Source organism: Paracoccus sanguinis (assembly GCF_900106665.1).
GTDB lineage: Bacteria > Pseudomonadota > Alphaproteobacteria > Rhodobacterales > Rhodobacteraceae > Paracoccus > Paracoccus panacisoli.
The window spans coordinates 874,605-895,973 of record NZ_FNNA01000002.1; the positions used below are offsets into that span (position 1 = coordinate 874,605).

Genomic DNA, 21,369 nt, shown 5'->3' on the forward strand with positions numbered 1-21,369 from the left:
ACGACACTCATGCCAACTGGGAGGAACCGCATGAAGACGACCCTCAAGGCCCTGATGGCCCCCCTGCTGACCGGCGCCATGCTTCTGGCCGGCACCACCCTCGCCCACGCCCAGACGACGCTCAAATGGGGCCATGTCTACGAGACGTCCGAGCCGTTCCACACCGAATCCGTGTGGGCGGCCGAAGAGATCGGCAAGCGCACCGACGGGCGCTACAAGATCGAGGTGTTCCCGGCTTCGCAGCTCGGCAAGGAGGCCGACCTGAATCAGGGGCTCAAGCTCGGGACCGTGGACATCATCATCTCGGGGTCGAGCTTTCAGGCCCGCGAGTTCCCCCGCATCGGGGTGACCTACTACCCCTACATCTTCCGCAGCCCCGACCACCTGCTCGCCTACACCAAGAGCGACATCTACAAGACGCTGACGGGTGGCTATGAAGAGGCGACCGGCAACCACATCGCCGCCACGACCTATTACGGCACCCGCCACACCACCACGTCGGACCGCGTCATCGCCAAGTGCGCCGACATGGCCGGGCTGAAGATCCGCGTCCCCGACGTGCCGGCCTATCTGGCGATGCCACGCGCCTGCGGCGCCAACACCACGCCGATCGCCTTTGCCGAGGTCTATCTCGCGCTGCAGAACGGCACGGTCGAGGCGCAGGAGAACCCGCTCACCACGATCGACGCCAAGAAGTTCTACGAGGTGCAGAAGAACATCGCGCTGACCGGCCACATCGTGGACCACCTGAACACGGTGGTCAGCAAGACGCTGTGGACCAGCCTCTCGGACGCCGACAAGCAGGTGTTCACCGAGGTGATGATGGAGGCCGCCGAGCGGGCCACCAAGATCGTCGAAGAGCGCGAGGGCAAGCTGGTCGAGGATTTCCGCGGCCGCGGGCTGAACGTGACCGAGGTGGACAAGGCCGACTTCGAGAAGACGGTGCTCGAGAAGGTGCCGTTCGCCGAGTTCGGCTACGAGCAGGCCGACTGGGAGGCGATCCGCGCCGTCCAGTGACCCGAAGGGCCAGGGGGCGGTGCGATCCCGCCCGCCCCCGCGCCGCCGCCGCCTTCCCCGCCCGAGTGCAACCCGAGGACCGGCCCGATGCCCCACGCGCCGCACGACCCCGCCCATCGCCACGTCCCCACCGACCTGCACGCCGCCCCCCACGTGCCTATCAGCGTCGAGGAGATGGCCCATGCGTTCGAGGACGACGACGCCCATGCCGTCGACCTGTCGATCTATGCCGTAGAGGACTGGGTCACGATGGCGCTGTTCTGGCTGATGGGGCTGTGCGTCTTCCTGCAGTTCTTCACTCGCTACGCGCTGAACAACAGCCTCGCCTGGACCGAGGAGATCGCCGCCAACTGCCTCGTGGTGATCGTGTTCCTGGGCTCGGTCATGTGCGTGCGGCTGGGCCGGCACATCGCCGTGGACCTGCTGTACCGCTATGTGTCGCCGCGGACGCGCCGGGTGCTCGAGATCGCGGTCGACGTGCTCTCGATCGCCTTCTACGCCTACATGAGCTGGCTCATGTGGCGCTACATCGCCATCGTCGGGTCCGAGCGCATGGTGACGGTCAAGCTGCCGCGCGGGATCGTCTTCTACACCGTCTTCGCCGCCTTCGTGCTGATGTTCCTTCGCGCGGTCCAGCGCTTCGTCCACGACCTGCGCGCCGGGCGCAGCGTGCGCGAGGCCGCTGACGACCTCGGCCCGACCGGAGTCTGACCATGCTGCTGCTGATCGGTTCGTTCCTGCTGCTGATGATCGTCGGCGCCCCTGTCGCGGTGGCGATGGCGGTCGCCTCGCTGACCTACATCCTCGTCACGGGCGTCGCCCCTGACATCGTCGCCGCCCAGCGCATGATCGCGGGCGTCGAAAGTTTTCCGCTGATCGCGGTGCCCTTCTTCATCCTGGCCGGAAACCTGATGAACATCGCGGGCGTGACCGGGCGCATCTATCACTTCGCCCTGTCCCTCGTCGGCTGGATGAAAGGCGGGCTGGCGCAGGTTAACATCATCGGCTCGGTCATCTTCTCGGGGATGTCGGGCACGGCGCTGGCCGACGCGGCCGGGATCGGCACCATCGAGATCAAGGCGATGAAGGACCACGGCTATCCCACCGAGGCCGCGGTGGGGGTCACCGCCGCCTCGGCCACGCTGGGGCCGATCTTTCCGCCGTCCCTGCCCTTCGTGATCTACGGCATGATGGCCAACGCTTCGATCGGCGCGCTGTTCATGGCGGGGATCCTGCCCGGGCTGGTGATGACGGGGCTGATGATGCTAACCGTCTGGTTCTTCGCCCGCCGCTACGGCTGGGGGTCGGACACGCCCTTCGACCTGCGGGAACTCGCGCGCGCGGGCATCGAGGTGCTGGTGGTGATGTGCTTCCCGCTCGCGGTCTGGCTGCTGATCCTTGCGGGGGTGTCGGTCAACGTGGCCGTGATCGTGGCGCTGGGGGCGCTGATCGCGCTCGACTGGTATTTCGACTGGCACGCGGTGATGGCGCTGATGGCGCCGGTGCTGCTGATCGGCGGCATGACGATGGGTTGGTTCACCCCCACCGAGGCCGCCGTGGCCGCCGTTCTCTGGTCGCTGTTCCTCGGGCTCGTGCGCTACCGCTCGATGACCTTCCGCACGCTGGCCAAGGCCTCGTTCGACACCATCGAGACCACCGCCTCGGTCCTCTTCATCGTCACCGCGGCGTCGATCTTTGCCTGGCTGCTCACCGTCAGCCAGGCAGCGCAGCTGTTCTCGGACGCCATGTTCGCGCTGACCGAGAACTGGTGGACGTTCCTCATCGTCGTCAACATCCTGCTGCTGGTCGTGGGGGCGTTCCTCGACACCATTGCCGCGATCTCGATCCTCGTGCCGATCCTGATGCCGGTCGCCGCGCGCTACGGCATCGACCCGGTGCACCTGGGCGTGGTGCTGACGCTGAACCTGATGATCGGGCTGCTGACCCCGCCGGTAGGCATGGTGCTGTTCGTCCTGTCGCGCATCTCGAAGCTGTCGGTCGAGCGGACCGCGCTGGCCATCCTGCCGTGGATGATCCCGCTGTTCGCGGCGCTGACCCTCATCACCTTCATTCCGGCGCTGACGCTGTGGCTGCCGACCCAACTGGGGCTGATCCGATGACCACGACCCGCGTTGCGCGGCTTTACGCCCCCCACGACCTGCGGGTCGAGACCGCGCCCGTCGCCGCCCCCGGACCGGGCGAGGTGCTGCTGGCGATGGAGGCCGGGGGCATCTGCGGCTCGGACCTGCACTACTACCACGACGGCGGCTTCGGCCCGGTCCGGGTGCGCGAGCCGATCATCTCGGGCCACGAGGCGTCGGGCCGGGTGCTGGCGCTCGGCGCGGGGGTCGGTGGCCCCGCCCCCGGCACCCTGGTCGCGGTCAACCCCTCGCAGCCCTGCGGCGCCTGCGAATACTGCCGCACGGGGCTGCCGATCCACTGCCTCGAGATGCAGTTCATGGGCAGCGCCATGCGCCTGCCCCATGCCCAGGGAATGTTCCGCGACCGGCTCGTGGTTGCCGCCTCGCAGGTCCATGCCTTCCCCGAAGGCGTGAGCGCCGCCGAGGCGGCCTGCACCGAGCCGCTGGCGGTCTGCCTGCACGCGGTCGGGCAGGCGCGGGACCTCGTCGGCGATCTGGCCGGGCTCAGGGTGATGATCACCGGCGCCGGTCCGATCGGGCTGCTCGTCCTCGCCGCCGCCCGCCACGCCGGGGCCGAGGGGGTGATCGTCACGGACCTGAGCGACGCCGGGCTGGCGCGGGCGCGCGAGATGGGCGCCGGGCAGACGATCAACGTCGGATCGGACCACGGCGCGCTCGCGCCGCTGTCCGAGGGCAAGGGGCAGGTCGATCTGGCGTTCGAATGCTCGGCCGCGGGACCGGCGCTGCGCGATGCCCTTGCCGTCCTGCGCCCGCGCGGCGTGCTGATCCAGGTCGGCGTGACCGGCGACATGACCATCCCGCTCAACACCCTCGTCGGCAAGGAGATCACGTGGCGCGGCTCGCAGCGCTTCCACGACGAATTCGCCGTGGCCGCGGGGCTGATCGGGCGGCGCGAGATCGACGTGCGGCCGATCATCAGCCACGCCCTGCCGCTGGCCCGCGCGGACGAGGCGTTCCGCCTCGCCTCGGACCGCACGACGGCCTGCAAGGTGCATCTGACCTTCGGGGCCGAGACATGAGGCCGACCTGGCGCTGGTTCGGTCCGGTCGACCGCGTGAGCCTGAGCGACGCGGCGCAGGCGGGGGCAGTCGGGATCGTCAGTGCGCTGCACCACATCCCCACCGGCACCGTCTGGCCCGAGGACGAGATTGCCCGCCGCCACGCCGAGATCCGCGCCGCGGGCCTCGTCTGGGACGTGGTCGAAAGCATCCCCGTGAGCGAGGCAATCAAGACCCAGAGCGGACCATGGCGCGGGCACGTCGCCGCCTGGTCCGAGACCCTGCGCCGGCTGGCCGCAAGCGGCATCCGCACGGTCTGCTACAACTTCATGCCGGTGCTCGACTGGACCCGCACCGACCTGCGCCGGGAAACGCGAGCCGGTGCCCGGGCGATGCGCTTCGATCTGCCCGACTTTGCGGCGTTCGACCTGCATATCCTGCGCCGACCGGGCGCCGCCGAGGACTATCCCCCGGCGCTGGTCGAGGAGGCCGGGCGCCGCCACGCGGGCTTTTCGGCGGCGCGGATCGCCGAGCTCGGGCGCAACATCGGCGCGGGGCTGCCCGGGTCGGCGGACGGCTATACGCTGGACGAGCTGCGCGAGCGACTGGCCGCCTATGACGGCATCGGCGCCGACCGGCTGCACGGTCACCTCGTCGACTTCCTGGCCGAGGTGGTGCCTGTGGCCGAGAACCTGGGCGTCAACCTCTGCGCCCACCCCGACGATCCGCCGTGGCCCCTGCTGGGCCTGCCCCGCATCCTCTCGACCGAGGGCGACTACCGCGCGATGCTTGACGCGGTGCCCTCGGCCGCGAACGGGGTGACGTTCTGCACCGGCTCGCTCGGGGCCCGCCCGGACAACGACCTGCCGGGGATGGCGGCGCGGCTTGGGCCGCACATCCATTTCGTCCACCTGCGCAACGTCACGCGCGAGGCCGAGGCGACGCCCTGTTCCTTTTTCGAGGACGAGCATCTCGAGGGTGGTACCGACATGGTCGCCGTGATCGCCGCGCTGCTGGACGAAGAGGCGCGCCGCCGCGCCGAGGGCCGTGCCGATGCCCGGATCCCCATGCGCCCCGACCACGGGCAAGAGATCCTCGACGACCTGACCCGCGGCGCGCAGCCGGGCTATCCGGCCATCGGCCGCCTCAAGGGCCTCGCCGAGCTGCGCGGGGTCGAGCGGGCCCTGACCCACCCGGCGCTGCGCCGCGCGGGTGCCGTCCCGGCCGAGGGGGCGGCATGAGGGCACTCGTCTGCGACGCACCGGGGCAGTTGCGCCTGGCCACCCGCCCCGATCCGGTCGCGGGCCCGGGCGAGGTGCTGGTCCGCATCCGCCACGTCGGCATCTGTGGAACCGATTTCCACATCTTCGCGGGCAAGCACCCGTTCCTCGAGTACCCGCGGGTCATGGGGCACGAGCTGTCGGGCACGGTCGAAACCGCCCCGCCCGGCAGCAGACTTGCGCCGGGCGATGCCGTCTATGTCGTCCCCTATCTCGCCTGCGGGCGATGCGCGGCCTGCCGCCGGGGACTCACCAACGCCTGCATGGCCATCGCAGTGCTGGGGGTGCACACCGACGGCGGGATGGCCGATCTGGTCGCGGTGCCGGCGGCAAATGTCGTCCCGATCGGGGACATCCCGCTGATCGACGCCGCGATGATCGAGTTCCTCGCCATCGGGGCCCACGGCATACGGCGCGGCGCGGTGACGGCCGGGGACCGGGTGCTCGTCACCGGCGCCGGGCCGATCGGGATCGCCGCGGTGCTCTTTGCCCGCGCGCGCGGGGCCGAGGTCACGGTGATGGACACCCGCGCCGACCGACTGGCCTTTGCCGCAGACATGCTCGGCGCATCGGCGACGGTGGACGCCGCAAGCTCCGGGGCCGAGGCGGCGCTGGCCGGGCTGACCGGCGGCGACGGGTTCGACGTGGTGGTGGACGCAACCGGCGCCGCCCAGCCCATCGAGCGCGGCTTCGGCTTTCTCGCCCACGGGGGACGCTATGTCCTGCTGTCGGTGGTGCGCGACCGGATCAGCTTTTCCGACCCCGAGTTCCACAAGCGCGAGGCAACGCTTCTGGCCAGCCGCAACGCCCTGCCCGAGGATTTCGCCGAGGTGGGGCGGCAGATGCGGGCAGGCCGCATCCCGACGGCGGCGCTGAACACCCACCGCGGGCCGCTCGACGACGCGGTGGGGTTGTTTCAGGCCTGGTCACGCCCCGAGGCGGGGGTGATCAAGGCGATCCTCGACCTCTGAGCCCCCTCAGGTCGTCACGTCCGGCGCGTCGCGGCCGGTGTGTTCGCGGATCAGCGCCAGTGCCTCGGCGGCGGCGATCACGGGGGCGAGCGCCTCGGCGGGATCAAGGTCGTGGCGGCCGCCCGGGCCCTCGTGCCGCTCGAGGTAGACGCGCAGGGTGGCGCCCTCGGTCCCGGTGCCGGACAGGCGGAACACCGCCCGGCTGCCGTCCGCGAAGAGCACCCGGATGCCCTGCCGGGCCGAGGTCGAGCCGTCCACCGGGTCGGCATAGGCGAAATCATCCGCCTCGGCCACCGTGAGCCCGGCGAAGGACTGCCCCGGCAGCGCGGCGACCATGCCGCGCAACCGCTCGATCAGCGCGCTCGCGCGGGCGGCGTCCACGCCCTCGTAGTCGTGGCGGCTGTAGTAGTCGCGCCCGTAGCGCGCCCAGTGATCGGCCATCACCGCCGCCACCGGCTGCTGCCGCGCCGCGAGGATGTTCAGCCACAACAGCACCGCCCAGAGCCCGTCCTTCTCGCGCACGTGGTCCGAGCCGGTGCCCGCGCTCTCCTCGCCGCAGATCGTCACCCGGCCGGCGTCGAGCAGGTTGCCGAAGAACTTCCACCCGGTCGGCGTCTCGTAGAGCGCGATCCCCAGCGCCTCGGCCACCCGGTCGGCGGCGCGGCTGGTCGGCATCGACCGGGCGATGCCCTTGAGCCCGCCGGCGCAGGCCGGGGCGGCGGTGGCGTTGGCGGCCAGCACGGCGAGGCTGTCCGAGGGCGTGACATAGACCCCGCGGCCAAGGATCATGTTGCGGTCCCCGTCCCCGTCCGAGGCGGCGGCGAAGTCGGGGGCGTCCGCGCCGAGCATCAGCTCGACCAGATCCCGGGCCCAGACCGGGTTCGGGTCGGGGTGGCCGCCGCCGAAATCGGGCTGCGGCACGGCGTTGACCACGGTGCCCGGGGCCGCGCCCAGCCGGCGCTCGAGGATCTCGGTCGCGTAGGGGCCGGTGACGGCGTGCATGGCGTCGAAGCGCATGGTGAAGCCGCCCGCGAAGAGCGCGCGGATGGCGGGAAAGTCGAACAGCCGCTCCATCAGCGCGGCGTAGTCGGCGACCGGATCGACGATCTCGACCACCATCTCGCCCAGTCGCGCCTCGCCCACCGCGCCCAGATCGAGGTCGGGGGTGTCGAGCGTGTGGTAGGCGTCGATGGTCGCGGTGCGGGCGAAGATCGCGTCGGTGACCGACTCGGGCGCGGGGCCGCCGTTCGGGCCGTTGAACTTCATCCCGAAGTCCTCGTCCGGGCCGCCGGGGTTGTGGCTCGCCGACAGGATGATCCCGCCGTCCGCGCCGTTGAGGCGGATCAGATGCGAGGCCGCGGGGGTCGAGAGCAGCCCCTCCTGCCCGACGATCATCCGCGCGACGCCGTTCGCCGCCGCCATCCGCAGGATGGTCTGCACGGCCGCGGCATTGCCGAAGCGGCCGTCGCCGCCCAGGACCAGCGTCAGCCCCGCCACCCCGCCGAGCGAGTCGAACAGCGACTGGGTGAAGTTCTCGAGATAGCCGGGCTGCATGAACTCTCGGGTCTTCTTGCGCAGGCCCGAGGTGCCGGGCTTCTGCCCCGCGATGGGACGGGTGGGCACGGTCCGGGCAGAGGGGGCGGTCATGGCGGGCAGCTCCTGTCGGTCATGTCGGGGTCGCCATAGCGCAGTCGGGCGGGGCGCGACAGGGGCGGCCGCGCGGGCCTGCGGGCGAGTTGAGGCGAGAGTCGACGGCGGGTGCGACAGTTTGCCCAGCCACCCGGCACGGGCCGCCGCCGCCCGGCCCCGGAACCCAGCGGAACGCCCGCCCGGTCCCGGTGCGGGCTTGTGCTTTCCGCAGCACCGGCACAGGTTTGCCGCTCAAGCCAGCAGGATCCGCCATGACGATGCCCAGCTCCCCCGCGCGCAGCAGCCGCCGCCGGTCCGCCCGCTCGAGCCTTGCCGAGGCGCTGCGCCTGCACCGGCGCGCGGGACGGGGGCGCAGCGATCTGCCCCGCGACTGGCAGGACGCGCCGAACCCGATCCGCTTCGACGTCTGGACCGGGCGCTCGCTCTATGACGCAGGGCGCGAGCTGGCGGCGACGCCGCGCCCCGACCTGCCCGACGCCCCCGCGCGGCCGGTGCGGCGGCTGCGCGAGAACCAGGACGCGATCCGGCGCAACTACCTTGACGGGGTGGCGGCCGAGGATGACGGGCAGGCGATCACCCCGGCGGCCGAATGGCTCATCGACAACCACCACATGGTCGAGGAAAACCTGCGCCAGCTGCGCCAGGCCTTCGGGCCGAACTTTCTCGACCGGCTGCCGCGGGTGCCGCTGTCGGGCGGCGGGACGGCGCCGCGGGCGCTGCTGCTGGCGTGGTATTTCGTCGCGCTGACCAACTCGGAAATCACCGCCGACGACCTGACCAGCTTCCTGCGCGGCTACCAGTCGGTGCAGACCCTGACCATCGCCGAGCTGTGGGCGGTGCCGACCTTCCTGCGTTATGTGCTGGTCGAGAACCTGCGCCGCCTGTCCGACCGGGTGTCGCTGGCGCGCGAGCGGCGCAGCGCGGCGAACCGGATCGCCGATGCGCTGGCCGATGCCGAGGGCTCGGCCGCCTGCGCCGCGGTGATCGACCGCAACGCCGCGCTCGTCGTGGACGACACGGTGGCCGCGCAGCTCCTCTACCGGCTGCGGGACGGGGGGCCGGACAGCCAGGCGGCGCTGATGGCGCTGGAACGCCGGCTCGGCGGGCCGCAGGCGGGCGAGCGGGCGGTGCAGACCGAATACGCGCGCCAGTCCTCGGGCAACGTGACGGTCGGCAACATCATCCGCAGCCTGCGGCGCACCGGCGAGATCGACTGGCTCGACTGGTTCGAGGGGGTGAGCCACGTCGACGCGCTGCTGACCCAGGCGACCGAGTTCGACCGCGTGGACCAGGGCACCCGCGCCAGCTACCGCGCCGCGATCGAGCGCATCGCCCGCCGCTGCGACCTGACCGAGACGCAGGTGGCGCAGCGCGCCATCGACCAGGGCCGCGCCGATGCCGCGCAGGACCGCGCCGACGGGGGCGCCGCGCTGGCGCCGCTGTCGCCCGCCGCGGACCCCGCCCGCGCCCCCGCGCCGGGCCGCACCGAGGTCGGCCACCTGCTGGTGGGCGAGGCGCAGGCGGCCTTCCGCAAAAGCTGCGGCTACCGCCCCGGCTGGCGCGAGCGCATCGCCCTGCCCCGGCGGATGGTCGGCTGGTGGACGCTGGTCCTGACCCTCGCGGCGCTGACCGCGGTGCTGGTCGCGGCACTCTCGGGCGCGCTGCCGGCCGGGCTGCCGCGCTGGCAACTGGCGCTGCTCATGACGCTCGCGGTGCTGCCGGCCTCGGACACGGCGATGCAGGCGATCGGCTGGCTCGCCGCCAAGGTGCTGACCCCGCAGCGCCTGCCGAGCTACGATTTCCGCGCCGGCGTCCCGCCCGAGGCGCGCACGCTGGTCGTGATCCCCGGCATGATCACCTCGATCGACGCCATCGACGAGCTGGCCGAGATGCTCGAGTCGCACTACCTCGCCAATCCGCTGGGAGATGTGACCTTCGCGCTGCTCACCGACTGGAAGGACGCGCCGACCGAGACCCTGCCCGAGGACCAGCGCCTGCTGGACCATGCGCAGGCCCGCATCGACGCGCTGGCCGAGCAGTATGACCACGGCGGCGTGCGGCGCTTCTTCCTGCTGCACCGGCGGCGGCTCTGGAACCCCTCCGAAGGCGCCTGGATGGGGTGGGAGCGCAAGCGGGGCAAGCTGACCGAGCTGAACAAGCTGTTGCGCGGCCACGCCGGCACCAGCTTCGTGCCGACGGGCCCGACCCCGCCCGAGGGCATCCGCTACGTGGTGACGCTGGACAGCGACACCCGCCTGCCGCGCGACACCGTCTCGGCGCTGGCGGGCAAGATGGCGCACCCGGTCAACCGGCCGGTGGCGCGCGCCGACGGGGTGGTGATCCGCGGCCACGCGATCATGCAGCCGCGGGTCACGCCCTCGCTGACCACGGGCGCCGAGGCGTCGGTGTTCCAGCGCATCTTCTCGGCCAACCGGGGCCTCGATCCCTACGTCTTCACCGTCTCGGACCTCTATCAGGACCTGCTGGGCGAGGGCAGCTTCACCGGCAAGGGCATCTACGACGTGGACGCCTTCGAGGCCGCCATCGACGACCGCCTGGCCGAGAACGCGATCCTGTCGCACGACCTGCTCGAGGGCAGCCTCGCCCGCGCGGCGCTGGTGACGGACGTCGAGGTGGTCGAGGATTTCCCGATCCGCTACGCGACCGAGGCGAGCCGCCAGCACCGCTGGACCCGCGGCGACTGGCAGCTGCTGCCGATGATCGTGGCGCCGGGCAATGGCCTGTCGGGGCTGGCGCGGTTCAAGATGATCGACAACCTGCGCCGCGCGCTGGTGACGCCCGCCTGGGTCGGGGCCTCCATCGCGGGATGGCTACTTCTGCCCGGCGAATGGGCGCTCGGCTGGCAGGCGGCGCTGATCGGGCTGGCGGCGCTCGTCCATATCCTGCAGGTCGATCTGCGGATCTTCAGCCCGCAGTACGGCGTCTCGTGGGACTATCACCTGCGCCACGTCCTGCGCGACGCGGCCGCCTATGTCACCCAGCTCGGGCTGCGGCTGGCGACGGCGGCGCACCGGGCCTGGGCCTCGCTCGACGCCATCACCCGGACGCTGTGGCGGATGACCGTCAGCCGCCAGCACCTGCTGGAGTGGACGACCGCCCGCGACGCGGGCCGTGCCGGCGGCGGGCCGCGGGCCGAATACCGGCGGATGATCGCCTCGCCCTTGATCGGCACGGCGGCGATCCTGGCCACCGCGGTGCTGAACCCGACCGCCCTGCCCGTGGCGCTCTTCGTCGGCGGGGTCTGGATCGCCGCGCCCTGGATCATGGAGCGTGCCTCGCGCCCGCTCGGGACCGAGGACCGGCTGGCCCTCGCCCCCGGCGACGAGGCCGAGCTGCGCCGCATCGCCCGCCGCACCTGGCGCTACTTTGAGACCTTCGTCAGCGCCGAGACCAACCACCTGCCGCCCGACAACTGGCAGGCAACGCCCAGCCCGAAACTGGCCGAGCGCACCTCGCCCACCAACATGGGCCTGTATCTCATGTCGGTCATGTCGGCACATGACTTCGGCTGGATCGGGCTCGACAACGCGCTGGCCCGGATTGACGCGACGCTGGCCACGATGGAGCGGATGCCCCGCTTCCGCGGGCATTTCTTCAACTGGTACGACACTCGCAGCCTGGCCGTGCTGCCGGCGCCCTACGTCTCGGCGGTGGACAGCGGCAACCTGTCGGGGCTGCTGATCGCGCTGGCCGCGGGCTTGCGCGGCTGGGCCGACAACGCCCCCTCGGTGCGCCGCCGGCGGACGGTGGGGCTGGCCGACACGCTCGCCAACCTGCGGATGGAACTCGACGCCCTGCCCGACGACCGCAAGAGCCTGCACGACCTGCGCGCCGCGCTCGACGGTGCCATCGCGGGGTTCGAGGGGGTGCTGGCGCAGACCGCCGGCGGGCCGCTCGCCGACCCGCTCGCCGCCGCGCAGCTCACCACCCGCGCGACCGAGATCGCCCGGCTGGCCGCCGATCTCGACGCGGCGATGGCCGACGAGGCCGGGGCCGAGGTGCTGGCCTGGGCGCGGGCACTCGCGCGCGACGCGGGCGACGTGATGGTGCCCGCCTCGGAAGGGCGCGAGTCCATCGACAGCTTCGTGCTGCGCACCCGGCTTCTGGCCGAGCGGGCGCGGCTGCTGGCGTTCCAGATGGACTTCGGCCTCTTCGTGCAGCGCGACAAGATGCTGCTGTCGATCGGCTACCGGCCGCAGGACGACCAGCTTGACGAAAGCTCCTACGACCTGCTCGCCTCGGAGGCGCGGCTGACCAGCTTCCTCGCCATCGCCAAGGGCGACATCCGCAAGGAGCACTGGGCGCGGCTCGGCCGCCCCTTCGCCACGGTCGGTCACCAGGGGGTGCTGCTCTCGTGGTCGGGCTGCATGTTCGAATACCTGATGCCGCCGCTGCTGCTCAAGGAACGCCAGGGCGGCATCCTCAACCACTCGAGCCGGATGGCGGTCGAGGTGCAGATGGAGTGGGGGCGCTCGCACGGGCTGCCCTGGGGGATTTCGGAAAGCGCCTTCAACGCCCGCGACCGGGACATGAACTATCAATACTACGCCTTCGGCGTGCCGACGCTGGCGCTGAAGCGGTCGGGGGGCGACTACGTGGTGGCGCCCTATGCCTCGCTGATGGCGGCGCAGGTCCAGCCCGAGGCGGCGGTCAAGAACCTGCGCGCCCTGCAGGCGCTGGGGGCCGAGGGGCCTTACGGCTTCTATGACGCGGTGGACTTTGCCCCGACCCGGCTGCGCGACCGACAGCGCCATGCGGTCGTGCGCAACGTCATGGCCCACCACCACGGGATGTCGATCATGGCCATCGCCAACACGGTGATGGACGGCATCCACCGCGAGCGTTTCCACGCCGACCCCGTCGTGCGCGCCTCCGAGCTGCTGCTGCAGGAGAAATCGCCGCGCGACATCACCCCGGTCACCCGCGCGCCCTCGGCCGAGGGGCTGGGGCGCGGCTCGATGCTGGCCGCGGGCGACACCCAGACCGCCGTGACCGAGCCCGGCCGGGCCGAGCGCGAGGTGGCGCTGATCACCAACGGGCAGTTCTCGACCATCATCAGCTCGACCGGCGCCGGGCGCGCCATGCTGGGCAAGCGGGCGCTGAACCGCTGGTCGCCCGACCCGACGCTGGATGACGGCGGCATCTTCCTCTTCATGCGCGACGTGCAGTCGGGCGAGTGGTGGTCGGCGAGCCACGCCCCCTGCTCGGGGCGCGACGAGCGGTCCTCGGTCGTGTTCTCGGACCACAAGGCCGAGTTCTTCAAGACCGCCAACGCCATCGAAAGCCGGATGGAGGTCATCGCCGCGACCGAGGGCAACGCCGACGGCCGCCGCCTGACGCTGCGCAACCGCTCGGGGTCCGACAAGACCATCGAGGTCACCTCGTACGGCGAGATCGTGCTGGACGACCCCGCCTCGGACCGGGCGCACCCGGCGTTCTCGAAGATGTTCGTCAAGACCGAGATCCGCGACGGCGGGGCGCTGATCGTGGCGACCCGGCGGCCGCGCGACCCGCGCGGCGCGGCGGTGCACCTCGCCCATCTCGTCGCCGGGCCTGACGGGGCGATCACCCCCTCGGCCGAGGCCGAGACCGACCGGCGCGCCTTCATCGGCCGCGGCCGGACGCTGGCCGACGCCGCGGCCTTCGACGCCGGCGCGTCGCTCGGCGGCTCGCAGGGCCACACCCTCGACCCGATCTTCGCCATCCGCCGCCGGGTCCGGGTGCCGGCCGGCAAGACCGTCTCGCTGACCTTCTGGACCCTGATCGCCGAGACCGAGGCCGACCGCGACCGCATGGCCGCCCACTACGCCCGCCCGGCGGTGTTCGAGCACGAGCTGCGGCTCGCCTGGACCTATTCGCAGGTCCAGCTGCGCCACCTGAACGTCACCCTGGACGAGGCCAAGCTGTTCCGCAGCTACGCCAGCCTGCTGATCTGGCCCGACCTGCGGCTGGCGGCGACGCCCAAGCGGCGGACCGAGCTGGGACCGCAGGCCGACCTCTGGCCGATGGGCATCTCGGGCGACGACCCGATCCTGCTGCTCAGGACCGACGACGAGGCCGACCTGCCGATGATCCGCGAGGCGCTGCGGATGCACGAGTTCCTGCGCCACCGCGGGGTCGCCCACGACGTGGTGATCCTGAACGAGCGCGCCTCGAGCTATGTGCAGGACCTGCAGCACGCGATCCAGCAACTGGTGGATGCGGCGTGGCAGGCGGCCGGCCCCTCGGCCCCGCGGCGGGTCCATGCCGTCCGGCGCGACCAGATCAGCAAGGCGAGCTTCGACACGCTGGTGTCGGCGGCGCGGATCATGCTGCACACCCGCAACGGCAAGCTGGCCGAGCAGCTCGACCGGCTGCGCGAGGGCGCGCCCGCGCCGGAGCGGGCGCCCACCCGCCGCCGCCTCGCGCTGCTGGACGAGATCCGCGGCCCCGGCCCCCGGCCAGACGATCCCCCGACCTCGCCGCTCAGGTTCTGGAACGGCTTCGGGGGCTTCTCGCCCGACGGGCGGGAATACGTGCTGCGACTGGCGCATGACCGGCACACGCCGCACCCGTGGATCAACGTCATCGCGCGCGAGGATTTCGGCTTCCACGTCTCGGCCGAAGGGGCGCCCTACACCTGGGCGGTCAACTCGCGCGACTACCAGATCACGCCGTGGTCGAACGACCCGGTGACCAACCGCCCGGGCGAGGCGATCCTGATCCACGACCCCGAGACCGGGCGCACGGCGACCCCGTTCCTCGGCCTCTCCGACGATCAGGATGCGGTGCACGAGACCGCGCACGGCTTGGGCTATTCGCGCTTCTCGGGCGATTACGGCTGGGTCCGGGTCGAGGCGACGATGACGCTCGACCCGCGCCACCCGGCCCGGCTGACCCGGCTGACGGTCACGAACCGCACCGACCGCCCGCTGAGCCTGCACGGGGTGGCCTATGCCGAGCTGGTGCTCGGCACCGACCGCGCCCGGACCGCGCCGATGGTGCAGACCGGCTTCGACCCCGAAACCGGCGCCCATGTGGCGCGCAACAACTTCTCGACCGACTTCGCCGAGCGGCTGACCGCGCTGGCGCTCGACCGGCCGGTGGACGGGTTCTGCGGCGACCGCACCGCGTTCCTCGGCCGCGGCGGCGGGCTGCGGCGCCCGCAGGCGCTGGCGCGCTGGACCGAGGCCGAGGCGGCGGGCGACCCGTGCCTCGCGCTGCGCTGGGGGATCACGCTGGCGCCGGGGCAGTCCGAGACCGCCACGCTGGTGCTGACCAACGCGCCGGCCGACGCGCTGCCCCAGGTGCTGGCCGACACCCGCGCCGAGGGCGCCGTGGACCGCGCCCTCGCCGCCCAGCGCGACGAGTGGGACCGGGTGCTCGGCACGCTGCAGATCGAGACGCCGGACGAGCAGCTGAACCTGATGGTCAACACCTGGCTGCCCTATCAGGCGATCACCTGCCGGGTGCGGGCGCGCACCGCCTTCTACCAGGCCTCGGGCGCCTTCGGCTTCCGCGACCAGCTGCAGGATACCAGCGCGCTCCTGCTGCAGGACCCCTCGCTCTGTCGCCGCCAGATCCTCAACGCCGCCGCCCGGCAGTTCCCCGAGGGCGACGTCCAGCACTGGTGGCTGCCGCGGACCGGCGCGGGCGTGCGGACGATGATCTCGGACGACGTGGTGTGGCTGGGCCATATCACCGCGCTCTACGTCGCGGCGACCGGGGACGCGGCGATCCTTGACGAGCCGGTGCCGTTCGTTGCCGGCCCCGCGCTCGAGCCGGGCGAGCACGACCGCTTCTTCGTGCCCCAACCGGCGGGCCAGGCGCCGCTCTACGACCACTGCGCCCGGGCGCTGGACCTCGCGGTCGAGCGGACCGGCCCGCACGGGCTGCCTTTGATCCTCGGCGGCGACTGGAACGACGGGATGAACCGCGTGGGAGAGGCGGGGCGCGGCGAAAGCGTGTGGCTCGGCTGGTTCCTCTGCGACACCATCGCGAGCTTCGCGCCGCTCGCGCGCGCCCGCGGCGACGCCCCCCGCGCCGCCGCATGGGAGGCGCACGCCACCCGCGTCGCCGCCGCACTCGACGATGCCGGCTGGGACGGCGCGTGGTACCGGCGCGGCTATTTCGACGACGGCACCCCGCTGGGGTCGGCAGCGAGCGCCGAGTGCCGGATCGACTCGATCGCGCAAAGCTGGGCGCTGATCTCGGGCGCGGGCCGCGCCGACCGGGCGCTCGACGCCGTGAATGCGGCGCTCGGGCAGCTCTTCGACCGGGACGGGCAACTCTTGCGGCTGTTCACCCCGGCGTTCCAGAACACCGACGCCGAGCCGGGCTACATCAAGTCCTACCCGCCCGGGGTGCGCGAGAACGGCGGCCAGTACACCCACGCCGCGGCGTGGATGGTCTATGCGCTGGCCCGCAGCGGCGACCGCACCCGGGCGCACTGGCTGCTCACGGCGCTGAACCCGATCAACCACGCGCTCGACGCGCGCTCGGCCGAGATCTACCGGGTCGAGCCCTACGTCGTCGCCGCCGACGTCTACGCCGGGCGCGACAAGATCGGGCGCGGCGGCTGGACCTGGTACACCGGCTCGGCCGGCTGGGTCTACCGCGCCGCGGTCGAGGGGCTGCTGGGCATCGCCCGCCACCCCGAGGGCGTGACACTGACCCCCGGTCTGCCCGACAGCTGGAGCGGCCTATCCGCCACCCTGCGCCGCGAGGGCGGCGAGCCCATCCGCATCGAGGTCCGCCGCGCGGGCTCGGGCCTCGCGGTGACGGCGAACGGCCAGACCGTCGGAGCGGACGAGGTGTTGCGGTTCGGATGAGCGGCGGGGCGGCGGGGCGGATGATCCGCCGCGCCGCCTCGGGGCCCGAAGGAAGGCAAACGGCCAGACCGTCTCGGCGGACGAGGTGTTGCGGTTCGGGTGAGCCGGGCGTGGTGCGGCGCGGCGCATAGTCCGCCATCGGGGTGTGACGCGGGGCTCCAGGCTGCCGACAACGGGAGAGTCCTCGCCGCGACTGTGCGCCCGGTAGGGGAGCCGATGTTGTTGGTCCGCCTCATAGGGGCGGGGCTTGGTGTCGGTCAACGGTTAGCTCATCTACCGGGACGAAGTGTTGCGGTTGAGGCGAGGGATTGCGGTTGGTTTCGAGCCGTTCGAGGTTGCTGATCACCGGCAGCTCGTTCAGCCCGCCACAGACCCCGTCGTTCAGGAACAGCGCGACGCATCGATCCTGGGTCGGATCACCCGCCCTGGGTGACGGCCGACCGCGGCGGCCCAGCCGGTCGTCGCCAGAGCGGCGACTCATGCGCACCGGGGCCGCGGGACCTGAACGGCGGTGCGTCAAAGCGGTTCGCAAGACTGCGCTGAGCGGGAAGGTGCTCGCCGGGCGGGCAAAGTCGAGGCCTTGTCCACCTCGCGGAGGGTCTCCCGTGTTCTCCGCGTATGCTCGACGCATTTCTTAGTAAGGGGCCCACAATCTCGGCCCAAATACTCCCCAGTGATCCGAGCGATGCCAAGTGATACGCTACGCTGGCCTCAACAAGCCCGGCACGTAGCGCACCTTGGAACAAGCACGGCAGGCGGCGCACATTAAGAGACTATCTCGCACGGAGGCCTGAACAATTGACCGGCACGGTCTCCGCCCGTCCCGGTGTCCCTCACCCTCTAGCTTTGTGCGCAGATCAACTTTCGAGATTAGCGAACGAGCCCCGGCCTCCTCAATTCACGATGAACTCGGCATGAAGCGCCCCCGCCGCGTGGACTGCCTTGAGGATGTCGATCAATTCGCGCGGCCGGACCCCGAGTGCGTTCAGCCCGGCGACGACGTCCGACAGCGAGGACTCCCCGCTCACCTCGGCAAAGCCGATCCCCGGCTCCTGCGTGATCTGCGCATCCGTCCGCGGGACGACCACCGTCTGGCCCGGCGCAAAGGGGTTCGGCTGCGACACGACCGGGGTCTCCCGCACCCGCAACGTCAGGTTGCCCTGCGAGACCGCCACACGCGAGATCCGCACGTCCTCCCCCATCACGATCGTGCCGGACCGGTGATCGACCACGACGCGGGCGCGGCTCTCGGGCTCGACGGCAATGTTCTCGATCCGGCCGACCAGCCGCGCCGGGTTCACCCGTCCCATCGGCGTTGAGTCGATCGAGATCGTCGCCGCGTCCATCAGCGTCGCTACCCCGTCGCCCAGATCGTCGTTGATCGCCTTCTCGATCCGCGCCGCGGTGGTGAAATCCGCCGTACGCAGCGCCAGTCGAAAGCTGCTCAACTGCGAGAAGTCGAAGTCGACCTCGCGCTCGACCCTCGCCCCGGACGGGATGGTGCCGGACGTGGGGACGCCCTGGACGACCGAAGCGCCCTCGCCCTCGGCGGACACGCCACCGGCGATGATGGACCCCTGCGCGACGGCGTAGACCTCGCCGTCCGCCGCGTTGAGCGGGGTCATGATCAGCGTCCCGCCCAGCAGGCTCTTGGCGTCGCCGATCGCGGCCACGCTCACGTCGGTCTGGCTGCCCGCCCGCGCAAAGGGCGGCAGGGTCGCGGTCACCAGCACGGCGGCGACGTTCTTGGGGCGGAAGCTCTCGCCCGTCACGTTCACACCCAACCGCTCGAGCAGCCCGCCCAGCATCTCTTCGGTGTAGGGGGCGTTGCGCAGGCTGTCGCCCGTGCCGTTCAGCCCCACCACGAGCCCGTAACCCACGAGATCGTTGCCCCTGACCCCGTCGACGGTGGCCAAATCCTTGATGCGCACCGGGGCCGCCCACGCCATTGCGGGAAGCAGGACGAGGGTCAGGACGAGCCGCCAACACCTCATCGGATGTAATCCGTCAAACTCAGCTTCGTCATCCGTGCGGTGAGCGCGTAGAGATTCTGCAGATTGGCCTCGGTCTGGGTCAGTTCGGACGCGGTCTGATACGGGTCGGCGGCGAGGATGTCCGAGCGCGCGATGGACAGCGCGCTGCCTTCGGCCGCATTGCGGGCGAGGGCCTGATCGATCGACTCCTGTTGCATCCCGAGGGTGGCCCGGGTCCGGACGATACCGAGGCTGGCCTCTGAAAGCTCGCGGCCGGCGGCGCGGATCAGCACCGACTTGGCGCCATGCGGCAGGGCCGCGGCAGGCTCTCCGGCTAAGGCAGCCATCGCCAGTCCCTTGAGCAAAGTGCGGAACTCCGATGCGCTGGCGTTCAGGTCGCGTTGAATCGTGGTGTCGGGCGAGACACCTGTCGAGGTCGCCTCAGTATTTCCCCGGAAGGCCTGATCCAGAAACCCGCCCGCCGAGTCCGAGCTGAACCACGCATCGAGCGTGCCCGAGATCGCGACGGGATCCGTCATCCCGGCAACCTGTGTCTGCGCCAGCGCAAGAATATCTTCTGCGGGCGCAAGCGGCGCCGTGCCGACCTCGGTGCCGGACAGGGCAAACCGGCCCCCCGCCTCGGTGTTGATCAGCCGGACCGCCGTGCGGAAATCCTGCGCCGCCTGGGCCGCGCGCATGTCGAGCGCCGCCTCATCCTCCATCGCTGCGGCCGCCTGCAACTCGGGGCCGCGATTGGCCAACCCGGCAATCCCTTCGAGCGCCGCCTGCAGGGCGCTCGTCTCGGACTGCGCCAGGCTGGCGTTGCGACTGAAGCTCTCGAGCGTGGCGAGGCGGCCCTGCACCTGGGCCAGCCGACCGAGATTGCCCCCGGTCGCGGCGGGCACATCGGCCTTGAGGCCGGTGGTCATCTCTTGTGAGAGCACGCTCAACCGGGTCTTGAGCTGCGCGTTCGATTGCCGCAGCAGGACGAAGCGGGACAGGTCGCCGACCGATGTGAACCCCGTCATGTCAGCCTCAGGATGGTCTGGAGCATGTCATCCACCGTTTGCAGAACCTTGGCGTTGGCGGCGTAGGCGCGCTCGAGCGCAAGCAGCGCCTCCATCTCGCGGTCACTGTCCACGCCGTCCTGGCGCAGCATCGTCTCGTAGCTGTTCGACTGGGCGGCCGCGCCAGCCAGAACGCCCTCGGCATCCAGCCGTCCCACCGCGGCGGTCGAGCTGATCTCGGCGGCCAGCGTCGTGGCCGACCGACTCATCGCCGCCACCGCGGGTGAGGCGGTCGGCCGGGATGCTGCCAGCGCGCCTCGCATCCGGTCGAGCAGCGCGGACTGACCGACCGGTCCCGGCGCGGCGGCCCCGAGACCGTCGCGCAAGCGCCAGAGGCCGCCGCCGGCTGCGGGGACGATTGCGTCTGCGACGGCCAGCCGCTGGGCAATCCCCCGCTCATTGGCGACAGTGAAGGCCGCCCCGCCATCGGTGAAGAGACCGCCGCCCGGGGGGGCGGTCGAGTCGATCGCGGGGTCGGCGAAGCGTTCGATCAGGTCGCGCGCCGCGGCATCGACGCGGGCTTGGGCGGCAGGAGCATCGACATCGCGGATCTGGAAATTCGCGCCCAGCCGGCCGCCCGAGAAGCTGCGCATCTGCCCCGGCGAGAGGGCCAGCCCATCCACCGTCAGGCCGCTGACGGGCGGCGCGCCCGCCGTCATGTCGGGTCGGAAGGCCCCGGCAGGCGTGAAGCCGAACGTCACCGGGGTGAAGCCGTCGAGGAGCACCCCCCCCCCGGAGGTGAAGAGCGCCACGCGGCCGTTCTCGCGGGGAAGCTCCTGGATCGGCATGATCTTCGAGAGACCGTCGATCACCTTCTGCCGCTCGTCCTCAAGCGAGGCCACGTCGCCGCCCGAGGCGGTCTGCTGGACGATCTGGCGGTTCAGCGCGACAACGCGTCCCAGCCCCTCGTTGAGGTTGCGCACATCGTCGGCGATGGCCCGGTCAGCCTCGGTCCGCGCATCCTGGATGCGGTCGCCCACCGTGCCATAGCCACCCGCGAGCGCCTGAGCGGTCGTAAGGACGCGGTTGAGCGCCGTCTCACTCTCCGGCCGCGCGGCGGCGCTGATCAACGCGGCGTCGAAGCTTGCGAGCAGCGTGCCCAGCGCACCCGCCTCGCCGGGGACGCCGATCGCCTCGGCCATGCCCTTGTGAAAGCTGGCGAGCGTTTGGGCGCGCGTGGTTTCGGCCCCGGCGGTGCGGCTCTGGCCGAGGATGGCGGTGCGCACGACGCGCTCGACCCCCTCGATATGGACGCCGCCGCCCCCGCCGATCCACGGTCGTGCGGACAGCTGGACTTCGCGCCGGGCAAATCCGGGGGTCATCGCGTTGGCGAGGTTCGAGGCCACCACCTCGGTGCCGCGCGACGCCGCGACGATCCCCGAGACGGCATTCGCAAGGGCGTTCGACAGGCTCATGGCTC

11 protein-coding genes are annotated in these 21,369 nt (G+C 71.6%); 7 read left to right on the forward strand and 4 right to left on the reverse strand.

Annotation, left to right across the window (positions count from 1 at the left end):
- The first annotated feature begins 30 nt into the window (after positions 1–30).
- From BLW17_RS10720 to BLW17_RS10745, 6 genes are all read left to right on the forward strand, one after another.
- Complete coding sequence (locus BLW17_RS10720; RefSeq protein ID WP_036734964.1) at positions 31–1,017, forward strand: sialic acid TRAP transporter substrate-binding protein SiaP; 987 nt, start codon at positions 31–33, stop codon at positions 1,015–1,017.
- An 87-nt stretch (positions 1,018–1,104) separates the two neighbouring features.
- Positions 1,105–1,728 carry a TRAP transporter small permease gene (locus BLW17_RS10725; protein WP_081969132.1) on the forward strand — a complete coding sequence of 208 codons (624 nt, stop codon included), beginning with the start codon at positions 1,105–1,107 and terminating at the stop codon, positions 1,726–1,728.
- Between the two features lie 2 nt (positions 1,729–1,730).
- Positions 1,731–3,137: a TRAP transporter large permease gene (locus BLW17_RS10730; RefSeq protein ID WP_036733627.1), complete on the forward strand. Its 1,407-nt coding sequence runs from the start codon at positions 1,731–1,733 to the stop codon at positions 3,135–3,137.
- Positions 3,134–4,198: an L-idonate 5-dehydrogenase gene (locus tag BLW17_RS10735; protein ID WP_036733624.1), complete on the forward strand. Its 1,065-nt coding sequence runs from the start codon at positions 3,134–3,136 to the stop codon at positions 4,196–4,198. Before BLW17_RS10730 ends, BLW17_RS10735 begins: the two co-directional genes overlap by 4 nt.
- The gene (gene uxuA, locus BLW17_RS10740; protein ID WP_052176383.1) at positions 4,195–5,418 is read left to right on the forward strand and encodes a mannonate dehydratase; all 1,224 of its coding nucleotides are present in this window, start codon (positions 4,195–4,197) and stop codon (positions 5,416–5,418) included. Before BLW17_RS10735 ends, uxuA begins: the two co-directional genes overlap by 4 nt.
- Positions 5,415–6,428 (forward strand): zinc-binding alcohol dehydrogenase family protein, encoded by a 1,014-nt coding sequence (locus BLW17_RS10745; RefSeq protein ID WP_036733621.1) that lies wholly within the window; start codon positions 5,415–5,417, stop codon positions 6,426–6,428. Before uxuA ends, BLW17_RS10745 begins: the two co-directional genes overlap by 4 nt.
- A gap of 6 nt (positions 6,429–6,434) precedes the next feature.
- Here the strand turns inward: BLW17_RS10745 and BLW17_RS10750 are convergent, their stop codons facing one another.
- Positions 6,435–8,075, reverse strand: a complete 1,641-nt coding sequence (locus tag BLW17_RS10750) for an alpha-D-glucose phosphate-specific phosphoglucomutase (RefSeq protein WP_036733618.1) — start codon at positions 8,073–8,075, stop codon at positions 6,435–6,437.
- 254 nt (positions 8,076–8,329) lie between these two features.
- Here BLW17_RS10750 and BLW17_RS10755 point away from each other — a divergent pair, with 254 nt between their 5' ends.
- The gene (locus tag BLW17_RS10755; protein WP_052176382.1) at positions 8,330–16,909 is read left to right on the forward strand and encodes a glycoside hydrolase family 94 protein; all 8,580 of its coding nucleotides are present in this window, start codon (positions 8,330–8,332) and stop codon (positions 16,907–16,909) included.
- A gap of 893 nt (positions 16,910–17,802) precedes the next feature.
- Here the strand turns inward: BLW17_RS10755 and BLW17_RS10760 are convergent.
- From BLW17_RS10760 to flgK, 3 genes are read right to left on the reverse strand one after another with little or no spacing between them, the layout of a single operon-like run.
- On the reverse strand, positions 17,803–18,903 hold the full coding sequence (locus tag BLW17_RS10760) for a flagellar basal body P-ring protein FlgI (RefSeq protein ID WP_036733615.1): 1,101 nt from the start codon (positions 18,901–18,903) through the stop codon (positions 17,803–17,805).
- Positions 18,900–19,910, reverse strand: a complete 1,011-nt coding sequence (locus BLW17_RS10765; protein ID WP_036733612.1) for a flagellin N-terminal helical domain-containing protein — start codon at positions 19,908–19,910, stop codon at positions 18,900–18,902. The genes BLW17_RS10760 and BLW17_RS10765 overlap by 4 nt, the downstream gene beginning before the upstream one ends.
- Positions 19,907–21,364, reverse strand: coding sequence for a flagellar hook-associated protein FlgK (gene flgK / locus BLW17_RS10770; RefSeq protein ID WP_036733609.1), 1,458 nt, complete (start codon positions 21,362–21,364; stop codon positions 19,907–19,909). Before flgK ends, BLW17_RS10765 begins: the two co-directional genes overlap by 4 nt.
- Between the last annotated feature and the right edge of the window lie 5 nt (positions 21,365–21,369).

Bases quoted from the DNA above. Each gene is read 5' to 3' on its own strand.
- BLW17_RS10765 (WP_036733612.1), bottom strand. From the start codon at position 19,910: ATGACGGGGTTCACATCGGTCGGCGACCTGTCCCGCTTCGTCCTGCTG.
- BLW17_RS10720 (WP_036734964.1), top strand. From the start codon at position 31: ATGAAGACGACCCTCAAGGCCCTGATGGCCCCCCTGCTGACCGGCGCC.
- BLW17_RS10760 (WP_036733615.1), bottom strand. From the start codon at position 18,903: ATGAGGTGTTGGCGGCTCGTCCTGACCCTCGTCCTGCTTCCCGCAATG.
- BLW17_RS10735 (WP_036733624.1), top strand. From the start codon at position 3,134: ATGACCACGACCCGCGTTGCGCGGCTTTACGCCCCCCACGACCTGCGG.
- BLW17_RS10755 (WP_052176382.1), top strand. From the start codon at position 8,330: ATGACGATGCCCAGCTCCCCCGCGCGCAGCAGCCGCCGCCGGTCCGCC.
- flgK (WP_036733609.1), bottom strand. From the start codon at position 21,364: ATGAGCCTGTCGAACGCCCTTGCGAATGCCGTCTCGGGGATCGTCGCG.
- uxuA (WP_052176383.1), top strand. From the start codon at position 4,195: ATGAGGCCGACCTGGCGCTGGTTCGGTCCGGTCGACCGCGTGAGCCTG.
- BLW17_RS10725 (WP_081969132.1), top strand. From the start codon at position 1,105: ATGCCCCACGCGCCGCACGACCCCGCCCATCGCCACGTCCCCACCGAC.
- BLW17_RS10745 (WP_036733621.1), top strand. From the start codon at position 5,415: ATGAGGGCACTCGTCTGCGACGCACCGGGGCAGTTGCGCCTGGCCACC.
- BLW17_RS10730 (WP_036733627.1), top strand. From the start codon at position 1,731: ATGCTGCTGCTGATCGGTTCGTTCCTGCTGCTGATGATCGTCGGCGCC.
- BLW17_RS10750 (WP_036733618.1), bottom strand. From the start codon at position 8,075: ATGACCGCCCCCTCTGCCCGGACCGTGCCCACCCGTCCCATCGCGGGG.